The organism is Acetonema longum DSM 6540, from assembly GCF_000219125.1.
Lineage (GTDB): Bacteria > Bacillota > Negativicutes > Sporomusales > Acetonemataceae > Acetonema > Acetonema longum.
Genome location: NZ_AFGF01000034.1, coordinates 1 through 9,137 on the forward strand (window position 1 = coordinate 1; position 9,137 = coordinate 9,137).

Genomic DNA, 9,137 nt, shown 5'->3' on the forward strand with positions numbered 1-9,137 from the left:
GACCGGTGTAACGGGAGCTGCCGGAGCCACTGGGGCTGCCGGAGTTACTGGTCCAACAGGTGAAGCTGGTCCACCAGGAAGTTCAACGGGTAATACCGGTTCTACGGGAGCTACCGGTGAAACTGGAGCTACCGGCAACACCGGGTCTACGGGAGCTACTGGTCCAATAGGTGAGGCTGGTCCACCAGGAGGTTCAACAGGTAATACGGGAGCTACCGGAGCCACTGGCGCTACTGGTGATACTGGCGCCACCGGTCCGACAGGTACGGTTGAACCCAGTCCATTTGACGTATATGTGCAGGCAGGGGCAACTGGCGGAAATGGAACACAGGCTAGTCCATTTGGAACGATACAACAAGGTGTAACCGCTGTATCCCCCACAGGGACCGTTCATATACTAGGCGGAACGTATCCGATTACTTCACAAATCGTGATTAATAAAGCAGGAGTGACATTACAGGGCTACCCTAGTACACTGATCGAATTGCAGGCTGCTGTTATTCCTTTTTTGGTTACCGGCAGCGGCGTAACCCTTGATGGATTAACAATTACCAGTAATAATCCGTATGCGGTTGAGTTTATTCAATTTGCCGGGACGGATCATAAATTATCCAACAATGTTATTTTTGGACCGCCCCAAGCAGGACCGTCAACAGACTGGGTGGTTAACCGTGGATTTTTAACCCAATCCAATGTAGTAGATTTAATAGTGCAAAATAACATTTTTTATTTTCTCAGGCAACCGGCTTATTTAAATCCAAATTCAACAGGCCATATCATTTACAATGTAGTTTATAATACCCGTGGATTTGTTATTGACCGGGCGATCTTTGTCCTTTCGGGCAACTCATGGGGCAGTCCGGAAAATGCGGTTGATATTGCGCTGCTAGTTGGAACAATAACAGGTCCACCTTACGATCCATTGACTGATTTGGCTGCGAATAACAGCGATGCGTCCATTAGCGATCAACGCTAGAAACGATATTGAAGGGTATGCTTCAGGATATTTAAAAAAATACATCGGGCCAGCTTGGCCCGATGTATTTTTTCCCTGTATGTGTCTGCTCTTTTAACATTTTTCACCTCCCCGTCATAAATATGTTTCTATTGTTTCGTTCAAACCGATATAATTCGTTATGGAATCAAACTCAGTTTCTGGGCGATTCTACAGCCAAATTCCTGATCGGTCCGCATAAAATGGTCAATCATTCTTCTTTGAATCGGCTCATAAGCCTGACTCAGGCTTTCCATGATGTTGGACACCAAACGGTTCTTCTCCGGACCCGACATATTGCGATATGTGCACCCGGGCTGGTAATAGTCGTCGCCTGCTATTTCCTGCCGGCCCACACAGCCTGAAATATATTCTTGAGGAGGATTTCCTTTCTCAGGCGCCTCCGCGGGCATTCCGCCGCTTAAGGTATTCGGCAGGTAGTTGGCGATATCTGTACTATATCCGCTTCTCATAGGTCCGTCCTGCATTTTGTTGTCCACCGGATGTCTCGGCATGTTTACCGGGAGCTCCAGATAATTGGGTCCGATACGGTATCTCTGGGTATCGCCATAGGGAAAGATTCGACCCTGCAATATCCGGTCATTGGAAAAACCGATTCCCGGAACAATAGCCGCCGGCGAAAAAGCCGACTGTTCGACTTCGGCAAAAAAATTCTCGGGATTTTTATTTAACACCATCCTGCCTACCGGAATCAAAGGATACATATGCTCCGGCCAAATGAGGGTAGGGTCCAGGATGTCAAACGGCTGCTCACATTCAAGCTCAGGTTTTATTGTTTGTACCCGCATCTCAAATTCGACGGAATTCCCGGCGGCAAGAGTATCGAACAAATCCCGGCTCGCCACGTCAGGGTCGGTGCCCGCAAGGTGCGCCGCCGTCTTGCTGTCTATGTATTCCACACCGGCGCAAGGTTCCCAGTAATACCTGATATACGTTTCCTCTCCGCGTAAATTGACCCATTTGTATGTGTTGATTCCGAAGCCTGGAATGGTCCTATAACTCCTGACGGTTCCAAGGTCTGAGAATAGATAGATAAGAAAGTTCATGGACTCAGGCCTTAACGACACGAAATCCCAGAAACGGCTGGCCGCTATCGGCCCGCCCCGGATATTGGCGATCGGGTCCGGCTTAACGGCATGAACGAAGTCGGGAAACTGCAGCGGATCTCTTAGCGGGAATACCGGAATATGGTTGCAGATAAGATCATAATTGCCTTCTTCCGTATAGAATTTCACGGCAAAGCCGCGGACATCACGCACGGTGTCAGCGCCACCCGACGACCCTCCGGCCAGCGAAAATCTGGTGAAAACCGGTGTCGCCTTTTCGGGGTCCTGGAGGAAGCCTGCCTTGGTCAAAGAAGCGAATGAGCGGTAGGGAACAAAATAGCCATAGGCGCCGGCGCCTTTGGCATGAAAAGCCCTTTCCGGAATTCTCTCCCGGTCGAATTGGGCGATCTTCTCAAGATAAACGGTATCCGTGAGAAGGATTGGCCCCCGCTCACCTACGGTTAAAGAATGCTGATCATCACCGACCGGTGTCCCTTGATTGCTGGTCAGATATCGTTTGACCATGTTCTTTCACCTCCCAATCATGATTTATGTTACGATTGATTATATTCAATCTAACATTATTTCAGAAGGTATGAAAGGCAGGATAAAAAATGATGGCTTGCAAGAGTTAGAGAAACCAGGGACACATAACCACGGGCGATTCCTCGCCCTGCTGGCCGGGCCGGTTATATCGGCGCTATCCCGCAGGGGATAAGCTTGCGCTGATTTGCCGCCAGCAGCCAGGCCTTTGGTTTCAAATTCCCAAACATCAGATGTAGAGAAAAAAAGTAAAGCAAAGAGGAACTGAATTGTTCAGTTCCTCTTTTGGATTTAAGATTCCAATATTATTTTGCCGTTTCTGCCGGGCACGTATCCAGAATCTCTTGATAACCGATTGGCCAAGATCGTTTTTATCATGTTCAGCAGAGCTAGTCAAAGCACTCATGTAAGATATAGTCCACAAATACTTTAGCCGCCGGCCGGTTCAGCGTCTCATTCCGATAGGCCATAACCGTTTTTTTCAGCATCGGCCGGCCGTTAGACCAAATAACCGGGCGGGTAAAGAGTGCCCGGTTATTTCCGACATGTATTTTGGGCAAAATGGTCCAGCCAATGCCATGGGTTACGAGTTGGATACAGGCTTCTATGGAGTCGACTTTCGTAACCGGAGGAGGGGGAGCGCAGAAATATTCCTGCCACCATGTGCAATAGTCATAATCTGTTTTCGTAATGGCTGCCGTTTCGTACTGAATCCAGGGGAGAGAAGGCAGGTCGTCCAGTTCAAGCGGTTTAGCGGAAACAACGCAAAAGGGCTCTTCCAAAAGGGTGTGCTTTTTTTCCGGCCAGTTAAAATCTCCCCGCAGAATGGCAATATCCACTTCCCGGTTCTGCAGCATATCCGGCAGTTGTGAAGTGCTGGAGCCGGTTTTCAGGCTAAGCTGAACATTGGGAAAGCGCTGTTTATATTCTTTCAGGATTGGCGCCATCTTGAACTTGGCAAAAACACTGCTGATGCCCAGCCGTAACGGGCCTTCAATATGATCTTCCATAGCCTGGACACATTCCCTGGTGTGTTTGATTTTTTGCAGTAATTCTTCGGCGCACTGCAAAATATACTCGCCCTGCATCGTAAATGAAACCCCGTTAGGATAGCGGTTAAGAATTCTTACGCCAAATTCCTGTTCCAGGCTTTGCAGGCGATAGGTCAGTGCCGGCTGGGACAGGAAAAGGCGCTGGGCTGACTTTGTAAGATTTCGTTCTTCCTTGATGATTGTAAGCATCATCCAGTCTTTATCATCCACCGCGATTCCTCCCGCCGATAAGTTTTTTTTATTGGAGACAGATAAAATATCAATATTTTATATTCTGAATTAATTATACTACACTGAATTTGTGAATGGCCAGAGCAATAAAACCGATTCAGAAAGGATGTCGGACCATGCAAGGGATACTGGAACAATGTGAGCAAATACGGCCTGAATTTATGCGTCTGTGGGAAAAACTCGTTAATATTGACTCGGGATCGGATTACAGTCCGGGTCTGAGGCAAGTGGCGGAAATCGTGGGAGAGTTTTGTGCGCGGCAGGGGATGGAGATAACGTATCACCCGGTTGCCGCGGCGGACGGCAAGTGTAACGTAACGGCCCGTGCTGCGGGTACAGGTACAAAATCCATTTTATTGTTAGCGCATATGGATACCGTTTTTCCCGTGGGCACTGCTGCGGCCCGGCCTTTCCGCACTGATGCGGAATATGCTTATGGGCCGGGCGTATCGGACTGCAAGGGCGGTGTCGTTCTTGCATTATACACTATGCATATTCTGAAGAAAATGAACAACTCATCCTACCGGCATGTCACCTGCTGCTTTAATTGCGATGAAGAAATCTCATCGCCTGATTCGCGGGACCTGATCATGGAGCTGGCAAAGCGGCACGATTATGTGCTCTGCCTGGAGCCTGGCCAGGCAAATGACGGTGTTATCGCCTGGCGAAAGGGTGTGGCCAAGCTAAAGGTAACCGTTGCGGGCAAGGCGTCACATTCCGGCAGCGATCCGGATAAAGGCTGCAATGCTCTGCTGGAATTGAGCCATCAAATTAACCGGATCTCCATGCTGGCCAACCGTGATAAGGAAACCACAGTCACTTTCACCAAAATGGCGGCCGGTGACCGGCTCAATGTTGTTCCCGACTATGCCGAAGCCTGGGCGGATGTAAGAGCAGTATACGCAGAGGAACTGGACCGCATCGAGCGTGAAGCGCAAGCCTTGGCCGCCTCAGCCACTGTGGCGGGTACAAGAACAGCCGTGGAATTAAGGCGGGGCAGGCCGCCATTTTTTCCTAACGAAGGAACGCAGCAGCTCATCGATAAGGCTAAAAAAATATATGCCGAGCTTGGCCGGTCACTGTCGCAAAGCGGCGCCGGCGGAGGGGCGGACGCCAATCTGGCCGCGGCGGCAGGCGCTATCGTGCTGGACAGTCTGGGCCCTGTTAAAGGCGGACCTAATCATACGGCCGATGAAAAAGCCCGGCTGGATTCTTTGGCGCCACGCCTCTATCTTTTAGTCCGGCTTATCACAGCATTAGGCGGCGAGGCAGCCATCTAACGTTTGGACTGCGTCTGGAGTAAAGGGGGGGGGATGGGGTTTTACAGATGGATACAGGATGGTTATTCGTTCAGATTATAAGGGAGGGCTGATAAAGATGTTCGGACTGCTGATTGCCGGTGCTGTGGTAGCAATATGCGGATATTTGATTGTAAACAGATATAAGGCTCAGGCCGTACTGATCTGTGGCGGCTTTGTGATGATGGCCGTTGCTGTTATTTTCGATTTTGGTCCTATTTTACCGGCGAAGGCCAGTACAGGCTTTGCCTGGTTTGACCTGTTTAAATTTGTGGATGACCTGGCATCCAAACGTACGGCGGAGTTAGGGTTAATGATTATGGTCTGTGCCGGCTTCGCTAAATATATGGATAAAATAGGCGCCAGCAAAGCCCTGGTTCATGTCGCCGTTAAGCCTTTAAAGCTGCTGAAGTCACCTTATATGGTGCTTTGCGGCGGTTTTCTCATCGGCCAGGTATTGCACCCGTTTATCCCGAGCGCATCAGGCTTTGGACTGCTGCTTATGGTTACCATGTTTCCAATATACATATCGTTAGGGGTGGACAGAACGACGGCCACCGCTGTGATTGCCACCAATGGCTGTCTGGACCTCGGTCCGGCTTCGGGGAATTCGATCCTTGCGGCAAAGTACGCCGGAATGACTCCCGTGGACTATTTTGTCAACTATCAACTGCCGCAGGCCATTGTGATTTCATTAGCCATGACTGCAACCCATTATTTTGTTGCCAGGCACTTTGCGCGCAAACAGGAAGACCAACTGCCGCCGCCGGCGGCTGAACGGGATGAGAATGTGGCTGCCAAGGCAGCAGGCGAAACGCTGCCGCCCTGGTATTATGCCATCCTGCCCGCCGTACCGCTGATAATGGTATTGCTGTTTGGCTATTTCAAATTCAAAGGCATTAAAATGGATATTAACGTAGCCTTATTCATTGGCATATTTGTTGCTATGGTCGTTGAATATGTGCGTTCCCTGGATTTGAGAAAAATCTTTTCGAGCATGCAAACCTTCTTTGATGGCATGGGTGTTCAATTTGCCACTGTGGTTACATTAATTATTGCCGGAGAGACTTTTGCCAAGGGGCTGCAGTCGGTAGGCGCCATTGACACTTTGATCAATTATGCCCAGACGGCAGGATTCGGCAAGGATGGCATGATTTTGGTCATGAGTGTGATTATTATGATTACATCCTTGATCATGGGGTCCGGTAATGCGCCGTTCTTTGCATTCTCTGCCTTTGCACCTGACGTAGCGAAAAAGGTGGGAGCAGAGGCGGTGAATATTCTGCTGCCCATGCAGCTTACCGCCAGCGTCACAAGAGCGGTATCCCCAATTGCAGCAGTTGTCGTAGCCGTAGCAGGCGTTGCCGGGGTTTCGCCGTTTGAGGTTGTCAAACGGACGGCTGCTCCGCTGGCGGTGGGCCTGATTGTTGTTCAGATTATGACCTACATTATGTTTTAACAGGGGAGACCGGTTAGCGTCAAAGGATGGAAGGATCGGCGAAAGCGTGTACCAATCCTTCCATTCTTTATTTTGATGCGGAAGAGTCTGTTATACAGCTACATTCAGTTTAGATGTTTGTGGGAGATTCCTTATGCAGATCCTGTTCCGTAATTTTCAGCAAGATGCAACCTTCTTCTTTCCTGCATCGCATAGGAAACCGGCGCAGAGCCGATGGATCGACCTGCGCCGGTTTCGTCTTTAAAGAAGGTTTGATGCGATCATTCTCTTCTGCGTTTGTTATTTTGGCGGATGAATTTTCTTGCTTTTTTCATTCCGCCCATGTCTTCGAACATGGCGTTTAGTTTTTCACTTTCAATCTGTCTGGAGGAAAGGCCGTCATAACGCGCTTCCCGTTTTAACTTCCGATAGCTTTCCAGCCGCCTGGCATCCAGTGTTCCTGTTTTCAGAGCCTTTAACAGCGCACAGCCGGGTTCTGTGGTGTGGGTGCAGTCCCGGAAACGGCAGTGGGAAGATAAATCATCGATGTCGGAAAAGGATTGGGCCAGGTCGACGCTTTCTACGCCTAATTCCCGCATACCAGGAGTATCAATGACGATGCCGCCCTGGGGCAGGACCAGGAGTTCCCGGCGAGTGGTGGTATGCCGCCCTTTGTCATCCTGACGGATGACTGAGGTACGGAGCAGCTCTTCTCCGGCAAGCCGGTTGATGAGCGTGGATTTCCCCACGCCGGACGACCCGGTAAAAGATGCTGTCAGGCCTGGCTGTAAATAGGGCAGCAGCTTTTCGCTGGAGGATGGATCACAGCTGGAGGTAATGATCACATTGGTGCCAGGCGTCACTGACTCTATTTCAGCAATTACACTCTGTAAATCAGAGCATAAGTCAGCCTTGGTCAGCACGACCACGGGAGCAGCACCGCTGTTCCAAGCCACTGCAAGGTAGCGCTCCAACCGGCTCAGGTTGTAGTCGCTATTGAGCGACATACAAATAAATACGGTGTCAATGTTGGCGGCAATCACCTGCGTTTGCTGCCCGCCGCCCACCGCCTTGCGTTCAAAAACACTATTGCGCGTGAGCACCTGATAGATCACCGCGTTGCCGGAGCTGCCACCGGTGCGGTCTGTCATGACAAAATCGCCTACTGCAGGATACTGGGACAGCCCGGTTGTCTCATAACGGAACTTGCCGGAAACCTCGGCAAGGCATTCCCCCTCTTCTGTAACGATTTTATATCGGCCTTTATATTGCGAAACCACTCTTGCCAGATGCAGGCCGGGATAGAGCATCGCCTCGGTAAACCGGTGCTTGGTTGCGCCGTAGCGGATTAGCTGGTTCAATGTATTACACCTCGTCATTTAAAGTTTAGTTTATAGGTTCTTTTGAGAGACAAGGTGAAACACGAATTGCGGCAAACGAAAAGGGCATAGCCTCAAAACTATGCCCCAGCAGAGCTGCGTATCCAGTCTGTCAGCCATAGTTCTGTATGAAACCCTGATGGCACAGCAAATAAAGCGACATCACATCGCCTTTTCAGCTCCTGTGCAATTCGTGTTTCTTACAGAACAATCTCCATACAGACACTCCTTTATTACTATTTTAAAAATAGCAGATTTCTTTTTAGCTGTCAAGAAAACCTGCAGGGATGAGTGGCGCTGATTTCACAAACCGTTCACAATTAGAACAAACTTTTGTCAAACTCAATAGCTATAATTGAGTTATAATTGAAACAGGAAATGACACTAATGAGTTGTGTAACAGAGGCATGGAATATATTAACAGGGAGGCCATATTGATGAAAAAAATATTGATCGTGCTGACTTTAAGCTGTCTTTTGACGGTCCCTGCTTTTGCCGCCGAAGCCGCGAAGTCGCTGGTTCAGGTAAGCGGCAGCAGTCAGCAGGAAATAAATCCTGATATTGCCCGGTTGACCCTCACGATCAAGACGGTGAACACCGATCTGGAAGCTGCCAAACGGGAAAACACCAAAAACAGCAATCAATTATTGGCGAAACTGAAGGCGCTGGGTCTGACCGACGCCCAGATTAAAACTGCTACATATCATGTTGAGCCGGTTTACAGCTATGAAAAAGACCGGCTGCCGAAATTGAAGGGCTATAACATCACCAACAGCCTGGAGATTACAAGTCCGATTGAAAAAACAGGGCTGCTGGTAAGTGAAGCGACGGCCGCCGGTGCTAATGAAATTGGCTCCATCCGGTTTGAAGCCGCCAATGAAAATGACGCCAAGGATGCGGCATTAAAAGAAGCCATGGCGGACGCCCTGCGCAAAGCCAAGGTGATTGCCAGCGCACTGAATAAGCGCGTCAGCAATGTCACCCAGGTCAATGAGTCAGGCGTCTACTACCGTCCGCTGATGCTGGAGAGCAGGGCGGCCAAGGCCGAAGATGCGGCGGGTCCTGTTATTCCCGCCGGCAAGGTAACCGTCAGCGCCAATGTGCAGATGACAGTGGAACTGGAATAACTGGCGAA

General features: G+C 49.8%; 6 protein-coding genes and 1 pseudogene. 4 read left to right on the plus strand and 3 right to left on the minus strand.

The window, feature by feature from the left end:
* Positions 1 to 976 (plus strand): annotated as a pseudogene (locus ALO_RS23430) (collagen-like triple helix repeat-containing protein); the annotation flags it as partial.
* 158 nt (positions 977 to 1,134) lie between these two features.
* Here ALO_RS23430 and ALO_RS04360 read toward each other — a convergent pair.
* On the minus strand, positions 1,135 to 2,586 hold the full coding sequence (locus ALO_RS04360) for a catalase (RefSeq protein ID WP_004093231.1): 1,452 nt from the start codon (positions 2,584 to 2,586) through the stop codon (positions 1,135 to 1,137).
* A gap of 407 nt (positions 2,587 to 2,993) precedes the next feature.
* Positions 2,994 to 3,866, minus strand: a complete 873-nt coding sequence (locus ALO_RS04365; RefSeq protein WP_004093233.1) for a LysR family transcriptional regulator — start codon at positions 3,864 to 3,866, stop codon at positions 2,994 to 2,996.
* 137 nt (positions 3,867 to 4,003) lie between these two features.
* Here ALO_RS04365 and ALO_RS04370 point away from each other — a divergent pair, with 137 nt between their 5' ends.
* Both ALO_RS04370 and dcuC read left to right on the plus strand, forming a co-directional pair.
* Positions 4,004 to 5,167 (plus strand): glutamate carboxypeptidase, encoded by a 1,164-nt coding sequence (locus ALO_RS04370; protein WP_004093234.1) that lies wholly within the window; start codon positions 4,004 to 4,006, stop codon positions 5,165 to 5,167.
* A gap of 97 nt (positions 5,168 to 5,264) precedes the next feature.
* A complete protein-coding gene (dcuC, locus tag ALO_RS04375; RefSeq protein ID WP_004093235.1) occupies positions 5,265 to 6,644 on the plus strand; it encodes a C4-dicarboxylate transporter DcuC in 1,380 nt (459 codons plus the stop codon).
* A 260-nt stretch (positions 6,645 to 6,904) separates the two neighbouring features.
* On the opposite strand, the gene rsgA is transcribed toward dcuC, so the two are convergent.
* A complete protein-coding gene (gene rsgA, locus ALO_RS04380) occupies positions 6,905 to 7,984 on the minus strand; it encodes a ribosome small subunit-dependent GTPase A (RefSeq protein ID WP_004093236.1) in 1,080 nt (359 codons plus the stop codon).
* A gap of 455 nt (positions 7,985 to 8,439) precedes the next feature.
* Between rsgA and ALO_RS04385 the strand changes: the two genes are divergently transcribed.
* Entirely contained in the window at positions 8,440 to 9,129 is a 690-nt protein-coding gene (locus ALO_RS04385; protein WP_004093237.1) for an SIMPL domain-containing protein, read from the plus strand.
* Positions 9,130 to 9,137: the final 8 nt, after the last annotated feature.

What these genes read in the sequence shown, in the direction of transcription:
- ALO_RS04360 (WP_004093231.1), bottom strand. Translation starts at nt 2,586, where the DNA reads ATGGTCAAACGATATCTGACCAGCAATCAAGGGACACCGGTCGGTGAT.
- ALO_RS04370 (WP_004093234.1), top strand. Translation starts at nt 4,004, where the DNA reads ATGCAAGGGATACTGGAACAATGTGAGCAAATACGGCCTGAATTTATG.
- dcuC (WP_004093235.1), top strand. Translation starts at nt 5,265, where the DNA reads ATGTTCGGACTGCTGATTGCCGGTGCTGTGGTAGCAATATGCGGATAT.
- ALO_RS04385 (WP_004093237.1), top strand. Translation starts at nt 8,440, where the DNA reads ATGAAAAAAATATTGATCGTGCTGACTTTAAGCTGTCTTTTGACGGTC.